The organism is Lysinibacillus sp. NPDC056185 (assembly GCF_047737915.1).
GTDB lineage: Bacteria > Bacillota > Bacilli > Bacillales_A > Planococcaceae > Lysinibacillus.
Window position 1 is genome coordinate 79,155 of the sequence record NZ_JBLLLQ010000022.1, and the last position, 17,697, is coordinate 96,851.

Annotated in this window: 20 protein-coding genes and 1 pseudogene; 5 read left to right on the forward strand and 16 right to left on the reverse strand. The window is 35.5% G+C overall.

What is annotated here, in order from left to right:
• Positions 1 to 109: 109 nt before the first annotated feature.
• Positions 110 to 805, reverse strand: a complete 696-nt coding sequence (locus ACMZ42_RS19145; RefSeq protein ID WP_415732406.1) for a lytic transglycosylase domain-containing protein — start codon at positions 803 to 805, stop codon at positions 110 to 112.
• 168 nt (positions 806 to 973) lie between these two features.
• On the opposite strand from ACMZ42_RS19145, the gene mscL reads away from it, so the two are divergent.
• From mscL to ACMZ42_RS19160, 3 genes are all read left to right on the forward strand, one after another.
• Positions 974 to 1,363, forward strand: coding sequence for a large conductance mechanosensitive channel protein MscL (gene mscL, locus ACMZ42_RS19150; protein WP_415732407.1), 390 nt, complete (start codon positions 974 to 976; stop codon positions 1,361 to 1,363).
• A gap of 655 nt (positions 1,364 to 2,018) precedes the next feature.
• On the forward strand, positions 2,019 to 3,152 hold the full coding sequence (locus tag ACMZ42_RS19155; RefSeq protein ID WP_370080451.1) for a methionine biosynthesis PLP-dependent protein: 1,134 nt from the start codon (positions 2,019 to 2,021) through the stop codon (positions 3,150 to 3,152).
• Positions 3,136 to 4,302: an aminotransferase class I/II-fold pyridoxal phosphate-dependent enzyme gene (locus tag ACMZ42_RS19160; protein WP_415732408.1), complete on the forward strand. Its 1,167-nt coding sequence runs from the start codon at positions 3,136 to 3,138 to the stop codon at positions 4,300 to 4,302. Before ACMZ42_RS19155 ends, ACMZ42_RS19160 begins: the two co-directional genes overlap by 17 nt.
• Positions 4,303 to 4,384: 82 nt before the next feature.
• On the opposite strand, the gene ACMZ42_RS19165 is transcribed toward ACMZ42_RS19160, so the two are convergent.
• Complete coding sequence (locus ACMZ42_RS19165) at positions 4,385 to 4,813, reverse strand: NUDIX hydrolase (RefSeq protein WP_370080455.1); 429 nt, start codon at positions 4,811 to 4,813, stop codon at positions 4,385 to 4,387.
• 69 nt (positions 4,814 to 4,882) lie between these two features.
• Between ACMZ42_RS19165 and ACMZ42_RS19170 the strand changes: the two genes are divergently transcribed.
• Positions 4,883 to 5,368, forward strand: coding sequence for a GNAT family N-acetyltransferase (locus ACMZ42_RS19170; RefSeq protein WP_415732409.1), 486 nt, complete (start codon positions 4,883 to 4,885; stop codon positions 5,366 to 5,368).
• Positions 5,369 to 5,413: 45 nt separating this feature from the next.
• Here ACMZ42_RS19170 and ACMZ42_RS19175 read toward each other — a convergent pair whose 3' ends face one another.
• From ACMZ42_RS19175 to ACMZ42_RS19225, 11 genes are all read right to left on the reverse strand, one after another.
• Positions 5,414 to 5,773, reverse strand: a complete 360-nt coding sequence (locus ACMZ42_RS19175; RefSeq protein WP_415732410.1) for a cupin domain-containing protein — start codon at positions 5,771 to 5,773, stop codon at positions 5,414 to 5,416.
• Positions 5,770 to 6,294: a GNAT family N-acetyltransferase gene (locus ACMZ42_RS19180; RefSeq protein WP_415732411.1), complete on the reverse strand. Its 525-nt coding sequence runs from the start codon at positions 6,292 to 6,294 to the stop codon at positions 5,770 to 5,772. Before ACMZ42_RS19180 ends, ACMZ42_RS19175 begins: the two co-directional genes overlap by 4 nt.
• A 133-nt stretch (positions 6,295 to 6,427) precedes the next feature.
• Positions 6,428 to 7,435, reverse strand: coding sequence for a hypothetical protein (locus tag ACMZ42_RS19185; RefSeq protein ID WP_415732412.1), 1,008 nt, complete (start codon positions 7,433 to 7,435; stop codon positions 6,428 to 6,430).
• Positions 7,436 to 7,594: 159 nt separating this feature from the next.
• Positions 7,595 to 7,747: a YpzG family protein gene (locus ACMZ42_RS19190; RefSeq protein ID WP_082172689.1), complete on the reverse strand. Its 153-nt coding sequence runs from the start codon at positions 7,745 to 7,747 to the stop codon at positions 7,595 to 7,597.
• Positions 7,748 to 7,837: 90 nt separating this feature from the next.
• The gene (locus ACMZ42_RS19195; protein ID WP_415732413.1) at positions 7,838 to 8,623 is read right to left on the reverse strand and encodes a nucleotidyltransferase domain-containing protein; all 786 of its coding nucleotides are present in this window, start codon (positions 8,621 to 8,623) and stop codon (positions 7,838 to 7,840) included.
• Between the two features lie 26 nt (positions 8,624 to 8,649).
• Entirely contained in the window at positions 8,650 to 10,299 is a 1,650-nt protein-coding gene (locus ACMZ42_RS19200; protein WP_415732414.1) for a diguanylate cyclase, read from the reverse strand.
• Between the two features lie 214 nt (positions 10,300 to 10,513).
• Positions 10,514 to 10,762, reverse strand: coding sequence for a hypothetical protein (locus ACMZ42_RS19205; RefSeq protein WP_370080471.1), 249 nt, complete (start codon positions 10,760 to 10,762; stop codon positions 10,514 to 10,516).
• Positions 10,755 to 11,258 carry an RNA polymerase sigma factor gene (locus tag ACMZ42_RS19210; RefSeq protein ID WP_415732422.1) on the reverse strand — a complete coding sequence of 168 codons (504 nt, stop codon included), beginning with the start codon at positions 11,256 to 11,258 and terminating at the stop codon, positions 10,755 to 10,757. Before ACMZ42_RS19210 ends, ACMZ42_RS19205 begins: the two co-directional genes overlap by 8 nt.
• 7 nt (positions 11,259 to 11,265) lie before the next feature.
• Entirely contained in the window at positions 11,266 to 11,655 is a 390-nt protein-coding gene (locus tag ACMZ42_RS19215; RefSeq protein WP_415732415.1) for a group-specific protein, read from the reverse strand.
• A complete protein-coding gene (locus ACMZ42_RS19220; protein WP_415732416.1) occupies positions 11,656 to 12,405 on the reverse strand; it encodes an ABC transporter permease in 750 nt (249 codons plus the stop codon).
• On the reverse strand, positions 12,402 to 13,127 hold the full coding sequence (locus ACMZ42_RS19225) for an ATP-binding cassette domain-containing protein (protein ID WP_415732417.1): 726 nt from the start codon (positions 13,125 to 13,127) through the stop codon (positions 12,402 to 12,404). Before ACMZ42_RS19225 ends, ACMZ42_RS19220 begins: the two co-directional genes overlap by 4 nt.
• 536 nt (positions 13,128 to 13,663) lie before the next feature.
• Between ACMZ42_RS19225 and ACMZ42_RS19230 the strand changes: the two genes are divergently transcribed.
• Entirely contained in the window at positions 13,664 to 14,251 is a 588-nt protein-coding gene (locus tag ACMZ42_RS19230) for a hypothetical protein (protein WP_415732418.1), read from the forward strand.
• A 264-nt stretch (positions 14,252 to 14,515) separates the two neighbouring features.
• On the opposite strand, the gene ACMZ42_RS19235 is transcribed toward ACMZ42_RS19230, so the two are convergent.
• The 3 genes and pseudogenes from ACMZ42_RS19235 to ACMZ42_RS19245 all read right to left on the reverse strand — a co-directional run.
• Positions 14,516 to 15,619: a C45 family autoproteolytic acyltransferase/hydolase gene (locus tag ACMZ42_RS19235; RefSeq protein ID WP_415732419.1), complete on the reverse strand. Its 1,104-nt coding sequence runs from the start codon at positions 15,617 to 15,619 to the stop codon at positions 14,516 to 14,518.
• An 87-nt stretch (positions 15,620 to 15,706) separates the two neighbouring features.
• Complete coding sequence (locus ACMZ42_RS19240) at positions 15,707 to 16,555, reverse strand: MerR family transcriptional regulator (RefSeq protein WP_415732420.1); 849 nt, start codon at positions 16,553 to 16,555, stop codon at positions 15,707 to 15,709.
• A 785-nt stretch (positions 16,556 to 17,340) separates the two neighbouring features.
• A pseudogene (locus tag ACMZ42_RS19245) lies at positions 17,341 to 17,577 on the reverse strand (DUF3784 domain-containing protein); the annotation flags it as partial.
• Positions 17,578 to 17,697: the final 120 nt, after the last annotated feature.

Genomic DNA, 17,697 nt, shown 5'->3' on the forward strand with positions numbered 1-17,697 from the left:
CAGGGAGCTTTGCTCTGTGCGAAAGCGTAGCGACAGCAACGACAAAGCGCCCTGTCGAAACGGAAATCAACCCCACGCTTTGCCAAATTGCAATATTTTTTATGGTATTTTACTTTTCTTTATAAACGATTGCTTCCTTTAACTCATCATGATAGTCATTATACAAATTGAAATAATGTAACACCTTTTTCACATATTCATCACTGTGATTGTACTTAAAAACAGCTTGCTTTATATGACCATCTGCTGCACCATTTTTCGATAAATAGTTCGCGGCACTAAATATAGCGTCCTCAATATCATAAGGATCTGCTATACCATCTCCATTTGCATCTACACCATATCCTCCATATTTTTTGATGGTTTCTGGATTCATTAATTGAGCCTTCGATATATCCCCTTTTCCTAACCCTGAGCAGGAAGGATGTTGCCAGCCGACAAAAGTACAAGGCATAAATTGCATAGGGCCTTCTGCCCCAGCTGGTGAAACGAGCGATTTCATTGAGGAAAATCGTGTTTCAATTCGATGATGTGCGGCAAGTAAAGTCCAAGGTACGCCGTATTTCTCTTCCGCTGCTACATAGATGGGAATATATTGCTCAGGAATGTTCATATCGAAATTTTGTTGGATTTCTTCTAGTTCTTTTTGCTTTGCTAATTTTTCAAATATAGGTAACGTTTGTAGCTCCTTCCATGCAAAAAAAGCGAAAACACAAACAGTTATCGCTATTGGTATTAATAAAGCTATCATGCCCAATTGAGCGGAAGGCGATAGCATCGGTTTTTTCTTCTTTTTTTTCGCCATATGTCACACCTAATCTTTTATTCTATTTCTATATTACCAAAATTTTCGAATCTATAGCAGATTTTTCAGTATATAATTACCACTACTTTAATAGTTGAAAAGGAAGGTAAAAATATAGTAAAATATAATTCGACTATTTTATATGGATAATAATAGGAGGAATTTATTTTGTGGAAAGACTTTAAAGAGTTTGCTATGAAAGGCAATATTGTCGATCTAGCAGTAGCAGTAGTAATTGGTGGTGCTTTCGGTAAAATTGTTACTTCCTTAGTTGCAAATATCATAATGCCATTAGTCGGTGTCTTAACTGGTGGTATTGATTTAACAGAGAGCTTTGTGTTTGGCTCAGGAGATGCGAAAGTTAAATTAGGCGAATTTTTACAGTCAATCCTTGACTTTTTAATAATTGCATTTGCAATATTTATGGCATTAAGACTTATGACAAAGCTAACTCGTAAAAAAGAAGAGGCTGTTGTGGAAGAACCAACACCAGAATTGGATGCTAAAGAAGAGCTTCTAAAAGAAATTCGAGATTTATTAAAAAAAGAGCAAGCTTAAAAAGAATCTGTCTAATTACCACTACTTATCCGAGGTAATAGACAGATTCTTTTTAGGTTCTGTTAAATTTTAAGTAAAAAATCTTAGGAACTTCCAAAATAAAGATGATCTTAATCGAGAAGAAATTCAATATATATCAGATGTTTTAAGTTGATTCAGTACCCTTACAGCAACTTTAGAATAGTCTTCTTCAGATTCAGCTTTTTCATAATTAAACCTTTCAGTTTTTAGTAGCACTCCGTATCCGACCTCACTCTCATCCCACACTTGAAGGATTGGGCTTTTCCGTTCGAAAAATCTGTAATTAGTATAGTCAATTAATAAAGGTCACAATTTCGAATCATTTTCAGCTTCATTTATCAAATTTTGCATGTTCTTTTGCTGTCTTCCGATAACGGTTACATGATTATCTTCCTGTATAAGCCATACAGAAACATCTTTTAGCATTCCTGTTCCAGCTTTTCTTCCCTCCTTTATCTCCTACTATTCCTAGATGATTTAATATAAATAATCTCGCTAATTTTCTGAAATTATCTTGTCCTTCTTTAGTATCCATGTTAAATTGGTAACAATTATTGAGAATATAGGGAAAAGAAGTACTAGTCTTTTAGATATTTTGACTCCCCGTGATTATGATGAAGAAAAGAGTGACGACATGACAAACAGCAGAAGTATTGAAACAAAACTTGTACAACTTGGGAATTTAAGTGATCCTAGAACAGGCGCTGTCAGCCCACCGATCCATTTATCGACAGCTTACAAACATACAGGTATCGGTGAATCCACTGGGTTTGATTATGCACGTACAAAAAATCCAACTCGCGCTCTATTAGAAGAAGGAATTGCAGATTTAGAGGGCGGAGATGCGGGCTTTGCCTGTAGCTCTGGGATGGCTGCTATTCAACTAGTTCTATCATTGTTTAAGCCTGGTGATGAATTAGTGGTGCCTGATGATTTATATGGTGGTACATATCGACTTTTTAATTTCTTTGAAGACACATATAATATTAAGCCTGTCTACTCAAAATTTGAATCAGTTGAACAGGTAGAAGCATTAATCAATGATCATACACGTGCTCTATTTATTGAAACTCCAACAAATCCGCTTATGCAGGAATTTGATTTGCAAGTATATGCTGAATTAGCTCATAAGCATGGAGCATGGTTAATTGTCGACAATACGTTTTATACACCCTATTTCCAACGTCCAATCGAATTAGGTGCAGACATTGTCATTCATTCGGCTACTAAATATATTGGCGGACATAATGATGTGTTAGCTGGTTTAGTTGTCGCAAAGGGTGCTGAATTAGCCGAACGCATTGGCTTTATTCATAATGGTAGCGGTATGGTTTTAGGTGCAATGGATTCCTGGTTACTTATTCGCGGATTAAAAACAATGCATCTTCGATTAAAGCAGCACGATGCGAACGCCAAAGCAATTGCCGCATATTTAGAGGAAGAAGAGCTTGTAACAGACGTGCTATACACAGGAAAAGGTGGCATGCTTTCATTCCGCTTGGAAAGGGCGGAGTGGATTGACCCATTCCTTCGAAACTTGAAGCTAATAACTTTTGCTGAAAGCCTTGGTGGTGTTGAAAGCTTTATTACGTATCCTGCTACTCAAACACATGCAGATATGCCTTATGAGGAGCGTATTGAACGTGGAGTATGTGACCGATTACTGCGCTTCTCTGTTGGCGTTGAAGAGGCTGAAGATTTAATTGCGGATTTAAAACAAGTATTTGATATCCTTAGAAAAGAGGTTAAAAATGAAGCAGCATATTGAAACAAGCCTCATTCACGCAGGTGTCCGTGACGGCTATGAAAATAAAAAAGGTGCAGTCAATGTACCTATGTATTTATCATCTACTTTCCATCAGGAGAGCATCGATGAATTCAGCGAATATGATTATGCACGTTCTGGCAACCCTACGCGGGATGCATTAGAAAAAGCAGTATCTGAGCTAGAAGGCGGAGTACGTGCCCATGCATTTTCTTCTGGGATTGCTGCTGTATCTGCAGCATTAATGCTATTATCTCAGGGAGATCATATTGTCATTACGGAGGATGTTTATGGTGGAACATACCGCTTCGTCTCCAAGGTTTTACCTCGCTTCGGTATTTCCCATACTTTCGTTGATTTCACAGATTTAGCGGCGGTAGAAGCTGCCATTACACCAGCTACAAAGCTACTCTATATGGAAACACCGTCAAATCCAACACTTGGTATCACTGATATTCGCGGAGTAGTAGCACTTGCCAAGCAGTATAATTGCTTAACATTTTTAGACAATACGTTTATGACACCTTTACACCAACGTCCACTTGAGCTAGGTGTCGATGTTGTAATTCATAGTGCTACAAAGTTTTTATCTGGGCACTCTGATATTATCGCGGGATTGACAGTAACAGCTGACGCGAAGCTTGGTCAGGATTTGTACTTTATCCAAAATTCATTTGGCAATATATTAGGTGTACAGGACTGCTTTACTCTATTGCAAAATATTAAAACGACAGATGTGCGATTTAGTCGTTCTACTGAATCGGCACAAAAGATTGCGGAGTTTTTAGCCGCAAGTTCTCTTGTTGAGCAAGTATACTACCCAGGACTTGCAACACATCCTGGCTATGAGATTCATCATAGTCAATCAACTAGTGCAGGTGCAGTACTATCCTTCCGCCTACCAAGCTATGAAGCTGCAAAAGCGCTAGTAGAAGCGATGAAAATTCCAGTTTTCGCTGTCTCTCTTGGTGGCGTTGAATCGATTTTATCCTACCCTGCTAAAATGAGTCATGCAGCAATGGAGCCTGAGGAGCGTGCAAAACGCGGTATTACTGATGGACTTTTACGTTTCTCAGTAGGACTTGAGCATGTTGACGATCTGATCGCCGATTTCGCACAAGCATTAGAAGTGATTGCCGCAAAGGCTATATAAACAACAAAACAACCGCGTTTCCTATTTACGGAAACGCGGTTTTGTTCATTAAATGTACCTTCTATATGTTTATGCTTAACAATCAGTTGTTCACACGAGCTAACACTCTATATAAATAATCTCCATGTCCCTTCGCCAACGTTACTTCTTGTTCATCTGTTATCCAGTAAAGTGAAAATTCAAAGCCTGCTTCGTTTACGCCTGTCGGGCAATGCTTCCAAGAATCTCGTTTTTCATCTGTCGTTAAATGATAAAAATAGCGTTTTTGTAATAGCCCTGAATGATGATTAAAATAATCCTGGGCAATTAACCCCTTCACTTCTAAATAGGATAAACCTGTCTCTTCAAACATCTCTCGTGTTACTGCCTCTAGCGGAGTTTCCCCTTCCTCTACCGTGCCTTTAGGAATTTGAATTCCTGCTCCTTCTGTATTTTGCTCAAATACTAGCACTTGTAACTGACCCTCATGCTCTCTCGTAATATAGCCAAATGCCTTTTCAACAACTTGCATGAAGTCATCCCCTTTCGCGTGATTTGATATTACAATAAATAAAAAAATTGGAATTGCGGGTAAAAAGTATTGATATCAATTATACGGCACATGCAAAAGAATGACATCATTTTTGTGCAAGAAATTGCCAAAAAGAGTTGGCATCAAACATACAAAGGCATTATCCCAAATGAGATTCAAGATCGTTTTTTAGAAGCTGCTTATTGTAGTGATCGGTTACTAAGTCGCTTAGAAAAAAGTCTATTTTTAGTTGCTTTACTTGAAGAATCAATAGTAGGCTTTGCGAATTTTTCAAATGTTGTAGATGGTGAAGCAGAACTTTACTCAATATATTTACTTCCTGAAACTCAGGGCAAAGGAATTGGTACAGCCCTATTACAGGAAGGGATCAAAACGCTTCCAGATTTAACATCACTTTTAGTTTATGTAGAAAAGGAAAATACGATTGGCATGAACTTTTATCAAGCGAAGGGCTTCAAGATATTGAAGGAGTTTGATGAGTTATTTGATGGTCATTTATTAAAAACAGTTAAACTAGGCTTAAATATAACTTAGTGTAACGGAGCTATAACTTACTCCGTTACACATTTTTTATGTAATCTATGCAAGATTGATTTGCTCGGATTGAATGACAAGTGCTGTTAAGCCTGAATCACTCCTGGATTCATGTGCTTCTCCTGTTTGCCAAAGAACACCTTCCCCAGTCTTTATCATTACTTTCTCTTGATTCTCACCGCAAACCCATCCTTCACCCTGAATCACAATAAATAACTGTGGTACAGGCGCTTCATGCATCCCAACAACACCACCAGGCTCTATGTACATGAAGCCAATATTTGCAGGTTCCACCGTTTTCATGATTTTCGTATAAAAAGCATCTATCGATTGATAATTATTAATTTGATTGGCCAATTCTTGTGTGAAATTATATTTTTTCATATCAGCATAGTTCCCTTTCAATTTTTTAATACCATCCTATACATTAAAACATCATCTATATATTCATTGTCATGTAATTTAATGTCATTTATTTTTCTTCCTTCTTCAACAAATCCCATCTTTTTATAGAGCGCAATAGCCCTTTCGTTTGTTGAAAATACGCCAAGACTAATTTTTTCAATATAAGGGTTGTGCTCTGCCCATTCTAGTAACTTTTCAATTAAGAGCTTGCCAATCCCTAGACCACGATATTTATTAAGCACCATCATGCCAAAGGTACCTGTATGTGCTAATCGTTTTCTTTGTGGCGATTGAAATACAAGCCAACCAACTACTTCTTCTTGATATTGTGCAATAAAAATTGTTTCTCGTTCATTTGCTAATTTCGCTTGTATCCATTCTCTTTGGTCATCAATCGTTCGCTGAAATTCATCAATTGTAGTGATTAAGTAAGTTTCTTCTGCTAAAACTTCTTTCTGGATTTCCAACAAGGCTTCAGCATCTTCTTGATAAGCAACTCTAATTTTGATTTTTTCTATCATTAATCCACTCTCCTTTTATACTTAAGAATTCTTCTTAGATGATTCATTTAATAAACGGAAATTACAATTGTCTAGCGTAAAGTCTTATTAGGAGAAGTAGTTACTCCTTTTTAAGAACCCCAAGGAGACTATTTTAATGATTTCTAGTCAGATATCTTTGGAAATTTTTTAAATCCTTCGCTAAAAATTCATTTGATAGCCAAGAATTTTTTGTCATTATATCTTCAACAAAATTAGAGAGAGACGTTTTATCTAACTGATTAAAATGATTTGAAATCACTGTATTTTTGATTGTTCCTTGCCAGTCATTGTAATTTTCTACTTTCTTTTGTACTAGATGTGATTGATTTGTATAAATGGATTTAACTAGTTGGTTATAGTCTTTGAATGCTTTAAGAAGCGCGTCTTGATCCTGTTTTTCAGTAGCTGCTACTATTTTATCTTTAAAGCTCTGCCATTTTTCAGGGAAGGCTTCTTTCACAAGATCATCGATATGAATATAATCATCAGGTGCATGTTCTAAAGGGCCCTTTTCGATCGCATAAACTACTTTGCCATCGTCGTTTTTCACGCCATTGACAGCAAATTTTGCAATCGTTGTCATGGCATCCATATAATCTTTTGCCTGTTGCCCTGTTAAATAGTTATCTGCAATATATTGTGCTTTTTCAAAACCAAGTGAAATCATTGCTTGACGTTGTTCTTCAGTCATATTGCCAACATCGTGCACTAAAAAGTTTTGAGAAATTGTTGAGTATGTAGCATCAAGTACTTGCTGGCTCGCTCCCTTTAAACTATTGACAAGCTTTTCATTTGTTTGAATATGCGGAATAATTATAGCAAGAACATTATGTTCAATCTCTTCGTCAAATCGCGCCTGCTGTTCCGCACGAATAGCTTGTTGCTCCTCACTTTCAACAAAATTTAATTTCCCACCATCCTTGAAGATTGAAGCGATTTTTTGAGCTATCTCATCAGGAACATCTTGCAATTGAATTTGATTATCGAATAAATTACGTGCTTCCGCTCCTATTGTTACAGCATCCTGTTCTTTTTTTACTGTTTGAGAATTTCCCCCCTTAGTTTGAACATTCGTTGATTGAAGAAAATTTACCGTATTAGTATAGGACGTTATCTTCATAATAAAAATGTCTCCCCCCTTTATTTGTGTTAAAGACTATATCGGATAAATTACAAATAATTGAAGATAGAATAATAATTGGTCATTTTTATAATTCCAAAAAAAATAAAAAAACCCAGAATAATTTCTGGGCTTGATGACACTTACTTTTCTAGCTGATTAAAACTGACGGGCTTTTGCTTCACTTCTCAAGATACGGTTATGGAGGGTAATCTCCGTTTCACCATTTACTTGAGATTTTGAGCGTTTAATCCTTGACCAGTTGCGGTGGATTTTTTGAGATTTTGGGTCTAATTGTTCGAACCTACTCATTTGCCATCCTCCTCATCAATATAGATTTCATAAGTGAAACCTTTTTTAGTATGACCTTGCAATAAAATATTATTCAGTTTTCTATCACCATTAACCCCACACTTCTTGCAATGTACTTCTAAATAACGCATCTAATTTTTGTGTAGGATCATCGACTTTAACATGAAGATTTTTACAGTATGTCTCAATATGCATTATTTCTTTATCTAAATACTCATTAATACTTTCAATTCGAGGCTCCATATTCAGTTCATCACCTGCCATCTTTCTCTGCAAAAGTTGCTGAATTTCCGTTTTTAAAGGGCCGTCAGAAATGATTTCATTTAACAATTCCTGAAAATCAATTGGTGGAACCGTATTGTTTTTCTCGATCCATTTACATGCTAAAATTGGTCTGAGGACATAGAAATATTTTTTTATTTTTACATCAGAGCCCTGCAAATACTCACGATAATTGTTTTTTGCCATATTTAAATAGTGATATAAGCTTGCATTTGGATAAAATACTTCTTTTTCTAATGATCGTACATTGTCAATAAATGAAAATTGTTGGTCATAAATAATATTGCTTCGTAGCCATTCTAAAAGAGGTGGATTACTTTTGCGAAATAGCCTTAATGCTTTTGTTATTTCCCAACCACTAATATCCAACAAATCATTGATTGGTACTTCAATAACATCCCTCTTTGCCCCAATCCCTTGAGGGTCTATTGAAAGATACCACTGAGGTTGATGAATATATATGAAACGAACATCATAATCACTATCTTTAGAAGGAAATCCCCAAGCACGACTACCCGATTCTACTGCATATAAAATTTTCACTTGATACTCATTTTCAATTTCTTTTAATTTACTAAGTATTATTTCCTTCATATAAAAACCACTTCCAAATGTAATTTTTAAAGCATTTGTCCTAAATCAACTATGCCTGTATTGTCATATACTCTAAGTTGGTTTCGACCGCTTTCCTTTGCAATATAAAGTGCTTGATCCGCCTTGTCAAGCAGCTCGTAAAATGTTGAAATATTTTCAGAATGACCGTATCCTGCGATGCCAATACTCACTGTCACATTGATTTCAAAATCATCCGCAATATAAGGTTGATCTTCAACATGTTGCCGGACTCTTTCCGCAATTTCCACTGCACTCTCTAGCGTAGTATTTGGGGATAAAATGACAAACTCCTCTCCCCCATACCTTGTAACAATGTCGATTCTTCGCACAGAATTTGTAATGGTGTTTGCGACGTGCTTTAGTACTTCATCACCGATTAAATGTCCATATGTATCATTGACCTTTTTGAAAAAATCAATGTCAATCGCTATACACGAACAATGGTTTTGTTCTTCTAAACATTTCTGAAAAGCAAGCTCCCCCTGTTCAATCAAATAACGACGATTATACAGCTCCGTCAACTGACAGGTAATCGATAATTCTTTCAGCAAAATAGTATCTTTTCTCACCTTGTCGCTCATTTCATTGAAGGACGCACAAAGCTCCTGAAATTCTTGCGCATATGGCGTCAGCTGTTGGTCATCTATTTGATATTCATAAAAACCTTGTTCTACCTTTCTAACACCTGTAAGAAGCTGCTGGATAGGTTCTTCAATTCTTTTCGAGAGATGTAACATCATTTTAATCATAAAAAATGACCCTACTACTAAACAAATGGTTATCCATAAAAATCTATTGATTAATGGTTTATAGGCCTCTAATAGACCAATTTCTGATATGATAAACCATTTCCCTCCATTTATAGGCTTACTTTTAGCAAGAATCCACTTATTATTCGCGTCTTTATAAAGCTCGAGACCGCTTGTTTTATTTTTTAAGGCTGCGTTTAGGATATGCTTATCAACTAAATAATTTCCTGAAGATCGTTGTTTTTTATTGTTAAATTCAGAGAGCATAGTACCTTCTTGATCTATAATATAAGCATGACCTAAAAAGCCCACTCTGGATTCTTGCAGCAGTTGATCGATGGTGTCTAAATTTACTGCGCCAAAAACTACACCATTGAATTGTTGCTGTGCATTAAGAATCGGTGAAGCAAATGCAATAATAGGCTGCTTTGTAACTTTACTTATTAAAATATCTGTTATGTATGGTTGTTTCGTTTTTTTAGCAATTTGAAAATACTTACGATCATTTACATCCACACTAACACCAGATGTATTATTTTCTGTAACTGTATCAAATTGCACGATGCCCTCTTTATTGACGAATATTAAGTCTGTAAAATCTGTTTTTTCTTTAAAATCTTGAAAAAAAGCTTGTGATTTTTTATAATTAAAGGCCTTTATAAAATCTAAGTTAGCTAATGTATGTATATCACTGGATCGCTCTGATAACCAGCTTTCAAAAAAATATGTTTGGGTATCCAAATAATATGTCATCTCTTCATTTTGATGTTGAATAGTTTGCCGATATTCAATATAAAGCGTTGGAATAAAAATACATAGACCAATAATAAAAGTAATCCAAACAAGTGCTCGATGAAGCTGACCTTTTATCGTGTTTGGATGTGGAATCATTTTTAAAACCCTCAAAGCATTTACCTCCAAATAATCCAAATATTTCCTTAAAATAGGCAATGAATAGTATTTTATTCATTAAAAATACCACAACCGGGTGATTGTGGCAGTGAGAAATTTAACTTCTTTCAGCAAATTGTACTGAAAGTGAAACGGCAGTTACAATTATTTTCTGTAGCGAAAGCAAAGCGTCAGCTACAAATGTTTTATTTAACGTAAGTCATAAAATTTATTGCAATAAAATTTGGAGAATTGTAATAAATACTGCCGCGACAATGGGCACTATTTTCAAAGAGGTGTAGCCAACTGAAGATGTACATATTGACTCTAACGGATCCTTCGTTGGTGAGGCTAAATACTGAAGAAAACGTTGCCAGCGACTTTTCTTATATTTCATCAACTGCTGGGGAATCTCCACTTTATCGTCATCTAAGCTGTCTTTTAACCATTGCTCCTTTTGAAATTCATCCTTAAGCATCGAAATCCTCCTTTAGCTCTTCCTTTAAAGACCTTATCGCGTTATGTAGCCTCGATTTAACGGTACCAAGTGGAATGGACAAAATTTGTGCAATTTCCTCCTGTGGCAAATCATGATAGTAAACAAGTAAAATAACTGCTCGTTGCTTTTCGGGTAATTGAAGTATAGCCTCTTGTATCGTCAATTTCTCGTCAGCAGACATTCGATGGCTTGACGTCGGTACTAAAAACGGGAAGAGCGTGCGCCATTTTTTACGCCGATTCAATTTATTAATCATTAAGCGATAAGCAATTTGAAATAAAAACGCCTTAACCGTTCCCTTTTGCTGGTCAAAATCTGTTTTTATATATTGTAAACGCTCAAAGGTATCTTGCACAATATCAATGCTTAGTTGATCTTCCCGAGTATAACGAAATAAAAAGCAGTACAATGGCTCATACAAACGACTATAGAGCTGTTCAAAGCCCTCGACTTCGCCGTTTTTATAGGCCTCCATCCACTCCTCATTGCTTATCATCTAGCTCATCCCCCCAATGAGCCTTAATGGATTTTAATGTCACGGAAATACGTAGTACCAAATAAATTACTATAATAATGATCCAAACTTGTGATTGATTTGTAAAGAATTGCACATAAGAATTTTCAATTGTTCTTCCACAAAAAAGTAATATGTTTAACGCCTGCACACAGAAAATTGTATAAACCGATAAAAAAAGTGTTAGCGAATCAAATACATTCCAACGCAAATAAATCGTTGTTTTTTTATAATTTATTTTTCCATGTTCACGAACAATATATTTTCTATCCATAGGAATCATAAGCGTTAATATTATTATCATCATTATTCCACTAACAACCAATGACCAAATAAATCCAATTGGCAAAGGAATCACCTACCTCATTCTAAATACTTTTTTGGCAATAACCGCTAACGCCAAGCTAATAACTGCTAAAATTATACAATATTGATATTGCGGAAGCCATGTTTCGTTAATTAAATTCAAGTACACTTGCAAGCTATCATTTAAATAAAGCATTGGATTCCAGCTTAGAAAAATATAATAATCATGTGGATTTTTCCCTGCAAGTGTTAAAAACACCGTTGTCATCGTTACTGAAAACATGAATAAAATCATAATTGGCGTTAACATGCTTTGAGCTACTTTTTCATTTTTAAATAGACCTGCCAATATAAAGCTCAATGGATATAATGCCAGTAAAACAAAATTACTAATCAAAATAATCATAAAAAAAGATGAAAGTGAAATATCAATGATTAAGGAATAGCCAATGAGTAGTAACACTAAAAATATATTTAATAATGTAAAAACACCGATTCCCATCCCAATATAGTAAGTATGTGGCTTAACGCCTGTTCGCTGTACCCATTGGAACGTTTTATGGGCCTTCATATCTGCCAAATATATTGTTGCGCTAGAAAATGCAAATGAGAAAATTAACATTAAAATCGAAATTGGTAAAAACTGGCCTTTAATCATAAAATCTATCGCATCTCCAGTCACTATATTTTTACAAATCACTGAAGTAATCATAAATATAAAGGATGGTAGTAAATTTCCAATAGTCATTCCTGGATTGCGAATACTTTCTAACATATACATTTTTGCAATTTGTTTCATCATCCCGCTCTTCCTCCTAAAACTTGACCTGTCACTTCATAGTAGAGACCTTCGATTCCTGGTAATTTCGCGTCTGTGTATTTTCTATAGAGTTCATCTTGTGTGCTATTTTCAATGAGCTTCCCGTCTTTTAAGATCGCTACATAATCAAATAACGGTTCTAACCCTGCCACCTCATGACTAATAATAATAATCATTTTGTTACGTTGACGAATAATTTCATCTTGTAAGTAAATCATCAATTGTTTTTTCTTTGTTAAATCTAAATCAGCAAACGGCTCATCTAATATGATAATTGGTTTATTTAATAAAAAAGAAAGGAAGATGGATACTGCTTTACGTTGACCGCCTGATGCATTTTTCAACAAGATGTGGTCATAAGTTGGCAATCCTAATATTTCATATAGCTCTCCCAAATCATTTTTATTGTTCGTCAATGTAGTAAAAAGAGCCAACACTTCACGAATTTTAAGATGCTGATAACTCGAAAAAAATTGGTATTGTAACGCAACTTGCTCTTGTACATTTTTAGACGAATCATTGAATAGAATGGTACCACCATCAGGTTTTACATCTCCAGCTATACATTTTGATAAAGTAGATTTACCCGCTCCATTCTGACCTAATAATAAATAACAATATCCCAATTTAAATGTGGCCGACACACCATCCAAAACGTTCACACCATTATATTTTTTCACAATATCCTTCACAATAAGTTCCAAAATAAACCCTCCCTTTTTATATGTTCACTGACTATACAAACGGGGATTGTAAAAGGTTCATTTTATTTTTTTAAAAAATGAAATAAAATTATATGTTTCTATATAATGATTTTTTATGTAAAATAAATAATTATTGGTAATTTAGTAAAAGAAAAGGAATATCATCTTATCATGAAGTTGATTTCCGTTCCGACTGGGCGCTTACCTGGGAGCGTCGGGCTAATAGTTGTTTTTGTGTGAAAGCGCAGTACAAACACACGATGTTAGTCACGAAGGCGTTATCACAGGACGTTTTTACCCTTCGTTCTCCTACATTTCAGGATCTCTTCTTTGACGCTTATCCCCAAGGAGTCGCCAGTCACCACTCTTATATACATGGTATGTGTTTAACAAATGAAATAAAAAGAAATAAATAAATGCCAGTATATAATAGAAAGATTTTTGCAATGAGCTCTATAAACAACTTGAGCGAAAAATAAGAATTTTAATTTTTACTGCACGATTAATAGAATACTAATTTAAAGGGAGTTACTGAAGTGAGCGATTTTGAAGAACTTAAGTATTTTTTAGGGCCACATTTTGGTCCAGAGATAGACTGGGAGCTAATCGAATACGCTGTTATTGATCATCGACAATTAAGTAAAAAAGTACGATCCAAATTCAAAGAAGAGCTCCTTTATATGAAGCAACTTTTAGAACAAAATCAATATGATACATTACAACAAATTATTGAGAAGCATGATTTAGAAGATACAAAGCTTTACGATATAGAAAAAATACAAAGATTTATTGATGAGGTTCTACCTATTATTAAGAAGTATGAGTATAAAAAAGGTATCCCTTATGTCCCGTTTAAAGCTTTAAACTATCTGTTTGATAAAATTATAACCCCTACTAAAACATTATTATCTTTTGATTTTATTGCTATAGATATCAAAAGAGAAGGGGACACATTTATACATCATATCTTGCAAGATTTACAATATGTAGAAAAAGCCTTTATAGAGCAAGATGAAGCAAAGATTCAAAAGTTACAACAACTTTCCAGAGAAAAAGGTGTTACTATTTTTGAATCACAATGTCGAGATGAGTTTATCCAAGTAGTAACGAACGAATTAAGTTAATAAACAAGTATGCCCTATAAAGAAATTGACTACGAATAATAGCCACTGTATAGCTCGTTCAGCCCTCATAATATATTTGATCCAAAAAGTAAAATTTCAATTAATAGTGATTTTTTCTACTGATAATATGTAAAGTTTATCGAGTTAATACGCTTTAGTAATTGTCAACTCCTAGCGTTAAATTTGGCGAGTTTTATTTCTTTCTCTTTTTAACAATCGGACACGACAAAAAGGCCTCTCACAAAGGAAAGGTCTTTTTGTTGTTTAAGATTTTATTATTTTCCAAAATTCAGTTCCATAGCTTTTATTATAAAATTCAACAGATGTTTGTGTTTTCACTAAATTCTCACCAACGTCTATTTTGTTGATCTGATTTTGTAATGGTGAGCCAAATGAAAATTCCAGTTGTAAATCAGTAAGGTTAAACAAAATTGAATGCACTGTTCCAAAGCTTTCTTTATAATTATGAACTGATAATCCACTTGGAAACTCTGTTAAAAGAAGTTCTTGGATTTCATCAATAGATCTTTTTCCACTTTCCTTAAATTTCTCCTCTAAAATATCATACCTTAATTGAGAATGCTCAAGCTTGCCTGGCTCCATTTCTTGTATTGCGGAAAATAGGCCATGGTTAGTTGCAATAAGATAATCAAGTTCTGCACGTTTTACTTCTTTAATGCCGTCATATGTTCCAATCAAAGCCGCGTCACCTTTTGCATCAGCCAAAAGTAAATTCATATTCGTTCCTACTGGCATATTGTTAACCATATAAATTGCTTCTTCGACATTTTTACAATTCTCTAATAAGGCTCTAACAATAACCATAAACTGTAACCCAGGTACTACTGGAGGTCTCATACCAGGATATTTGCCAATTGGCATACCACATGATGCATATGCAACACATAGCCCCTTCTCATTTAAGCCTTCACTTCGACCGAATGTTGAAACAGAAAATCCTGTATGAGTATATTTCCCTTCAACACGAGTAGTACATAAGCGCATATCCGAAATATCAGGTGATAAATCATAATTTCTTAAAACATATGTTTTACCATCTACCATCTTTCCAGGTAAAATAGCCCCTAAACTACATCCCCCAGGAATTAACCACGCATTTTGATAAAAATTTAGTTGTTCAGGCTCATAGCCAAAGCCTTCTGCAAAGCCTTCTAATTCTTTATTTAAACCTGGGCAATACTGCTCTATTTGTGCTTGCATTTGAAAGTAAGCTTTGTCCGAAGTTAATTTTTCCGTAAAGAATAGCGATTTTGCAAAAGGGTTATTTTGAAATTCTCTCGCTTGTGATTGTCCAATCTCATATGAACTACCTTTAAGAAATGCAAACTGTCCTGTATTTGTTTTCATCGATATACCCCGTTCTATATTTTAGTAGCAAGACATTTCTTACCTTGCTAAATACAGAATAAAGTCTCCATCTACTGGAGAGTTTAGCTAGTTTCTTAGTTTCACAAATACTTTTGTCAAAAAATCATTTGGATGTAGCTCAATATTTGGTTTAATATTAATTGGATTAACTACTTCAGTTGGTATTAACCCCTTTATGTACTGCTCCATAAAAGTCCCTTCTGCTTGGAGGGATTGCTCAGTCAGCCATTCCTGCAAGCGACTATAGCCAAAATGTAACTCTGAATACGGTCCCTTTACATTTATACAAGCATACTTGCCTTCTGGTATTACTTTAATATACTCCCCTTGTTGAGTTGCTTTTACTGGTAACAGAAGTTCAACATCTGCTATATTTTGGTTCCTGTCCTGTTGGTGGAGAATTGCAACAAGCTCCCCATCTATCTCAAATTGATACGCATAGATTCGCTCAAATAATTTTTGAACTAGCTTATCCATTTCAATAATATGTATCTTTTCACGGATGGAAAGCACCTGTGTTTTTGGTCGTTCTTCTATGTAACAACTTGATAATATTGGCTTTGGATTAAACGTTTCAGTGTTCCTTATAGAATTTTTCACTTGGACAATATTTTGAATTTGTTCAGCGATTACTTCTTGTTGATGCTCTAATTCCTGAATTTTTTCATTTAATCTCATCTCTAAATCTTGCTTATCATTTTTCCCTTTAATAATCTGTTCAATTTCGTTTAATGAAAAATGGCAATGTTTAAGTACCTGTATAGTCTTCAGCTCGTTTATTTTATCGTAATCATAATAACGATAACCTGTCACTTGGTCTATAAAGGATGGCTCAAGTAACCCAATATCACTATAATAACGAATAGTTTTTATAGGAACATTGCACAGATTCGAAAATTTCCCAATGCTATACATAATAAAACCTTCTTTTCAAATGTTGTTGAATTCGATTAACCGCATAGTTATTACTATATCGTACGATTGTAATGTGGTAAATGTTTCAAATTCAATGTCATTATCACAACATGACAAACGTCCTCCCTAGCCCCAAAAAAGTATGCTCTGATTTGAGCATACTCTTTTTGGTTAAATATTATTTATGAGCATTTCTAATACTTTAAATTACTGCAATGAATCTTTGCACTGTTAGTTCGAATGAGCATTATCTTTCTTCCGCGAGTATTCGCCCTGCTTCCGCGGGTATTCGCCTTGCTTCCGCGAGTATTCACCTTGCTTCCGCGAGTATTCGCCTTGCTTCCGCGAGTATTCACCTTGCTTCCGCGGGTATTCGCTCTGCTTCCGCGAGTATTCGCCTTGCTTCCGCGGGTATTCGCTTTGCTTCCGCGAGTATTCACCTTGCTTCCGCGAGTATTCACTCTGCTTCCGCGAGTATTCACCTTGCTTCCGCGAGTATTCGCCCTGCTTCCGCGAGTATTCACCTTGCTTCCGCGAGTATTCACCTTGCTTCGCGGGTATTCACTCTGCTTCCGCGAGTATTCGCCTTGCTTCCGCGAGTATTCACCTTGCTTCCGCGGGTATTCACTCTGCTTCCGCGAGTATTCACCTTGCTTCCGCGAGTATTCACCTTGCTTCCGCGAGTATTCACCTTGCTTCCGCGAGTATTCACCTTGCTTCCGCGAGTATTCGCTCTGCTTCCACGGGTATCTACCTATTCCGCTCGACTCACCTTATATAGAAACTTATTTTTTAAAGCGATTACGTGTGTTGGCATTGACAATTACGAAAATTGTAAGACCTATAAAGAGAACGAGCCCGATGATAAATAGCCATTCCGTTTTGAATAGGTCGTTCAGTCCCCCTAATAGTAAACAAAAACAATAGCCGTACATCACTTTGCCCACAAATTTAGCGAGTGCTTTTTCGTTATATTTTTCTTTTTCACTATCGGACATCATATTGTAGCCCGCTATTAAAAATGCACCTTTTCCTTCTGACTACTCCCACAGCAAAAGCAGTGGGGTTCTTATATACTTAAGAGAAGCGTTACAAAGCTCTCCACAGATGGTGTTGCCATGTCCTGTGTACAACATCTTTGA

Excerpts from the sequence above, each read along its gene's own strand:
- ACMZ42_RS19160 (WP_415732408.1), top strand. The coding sequence starts at position 3,136 with ATGAAGCAGCATATTGAAACAAGCCTCATTCACGCAGGTGTCCGTGAC.
- ACMZ42_RS19235 (WP_415732419.1), bottom strand. The coding sequence starts at position 15,619 with ATGAAAACAAATACAGGACAGTTTGCATTTCTTAAAGGTAGTTCATAT.
- ACMZ42_RS19240 (WP_415732420.1), bottom strand. The coding sequence starts at position 16,555 with ATGTATAGCATTGGGAAATTTTCGAATCTGTGCAATGTTCCTATAAAA.
- ACMZ42_RS19165 (WP_370080455.1), bottom strand. The coding sequence starts at position 4,813 with ATGCAAGTTGTTGAAAAGGCATTTGGCTATATTACGAGAGAGCATGAG.
- ACMZ42_RS19145 (WP_415732406.1), bottom strand. The coding sequence starts at position 805 with ATGGCGAAAAAAAAGAAGAAAAAACCGATGCTATCGCCTTCCGCTCAA.
- ACMZ42_RS19210 (WP_415732422.1), bottom strand. The coding sequence starts at position 11,258 with ATGGAGGCCTATAAAAACGGCGAAGTCGAGGGCTTTGAACAGCTCTAT.
- ACMZ42_RS19195 (WP_415732413.1), bottom strand. The coding sequence starts at position 8,623 with ATGAAGGAAATAATACTTAGTAAATTAAAAGAAATTGAAAATGAGTAT.
- ACMZ42_RS19155 (WP_370080451.1), top strand. The coding sequence starts at position 2,019 with ATGACAAACAGCAGAAGTATTGAAACAAAACTTGTACAACTTGGGAAT.
- ACMZ42_RS19180 (WP_415732411.1), bottom strand. The coding sequence starts at position 6,294 with ATGATAGAAAAAATCAAAATTAGAGTTGCTTATCAAGAAGATGCTGAA.
- ACMZ42_RS19190 (WP_082172689.1), bottom strand. The coding sequence starts at position 7,747 with ATGAGTAGGTTCGAACAATTAGACCCAAAATCTCAAAAAATCCACCGC.
- ACMZ42_RS19185 (WP_415732412.1), bottom strand. The coding sequence starts at position 7,435 with ATGAAGATAACGTCCTATACTAATACGGTAAATTTTCTTCAATCAACG.
- ACMZ42_RS19220 (WP_415732416.1), bottom strand. The coding sequence starts at position 12,405 with ATGATGAAACAAATTGCAAAAATGTATATGTTAGAAAGTATTCGCAAT.
- ACMZ42_RS19205 (WP_370080471.1), bottom strand. The coding sequence starts at position 10,762 with ATGCTTAAGGATGAATTTCAAAAGGAGCAATGGTTAAAAGACAGCTTA.